Raw genomic sequence first — 216 nt, 5'->3', positions numbered from 1 at the left:
GCCTGCCGCGGCTTGCGCGTCGGCGGCGCGCAGGTCTCCGAGATGCACTGCAATTTCCTGATCAACACGGGCGATGCCACCGCACACGACATCGAGACGCTGGGCGAGACCGTGCGCGAACGCGTGAAGGCAAATTCCGGAATTGAGCTACACTGGGAAATCAAGCGGATCGGGGTTTCCGTGTGAGTGTCATTCCGGGGCGCGACGCAGTCGCGA

Annotated in this window: 1 pseudogene; it reads left to right on the top strand. The window is 63.4% G+C overall.

The annotated features are described in order from the left end of the window. A pseudogene (locus tag IC66_RS0111265) lies at positions 1 to 186 on the top strand (UDP-N-acetylmuramate dehydrogenase); the annotation flags it as partial. Positions 187 to 216 lie beyond the last annotated feature (30 nt).

The sequence above is a fragment of the Bradyrhizobium genomosp. III genome (genome assembly GCF_000261705.1).
Taxonomy (GTDB): Bacteria; Pseudomonadota; Alphaproteobacteria; order Rhizobiales; family Xanthobacteraceae; genus Bradyrhizobium; species Bradyrhizobium ottawaense.
Note: the sequence above shows the minus strand (reverse complement) of the source record. Positions and strands in the feature narration are given on the sequence as shown.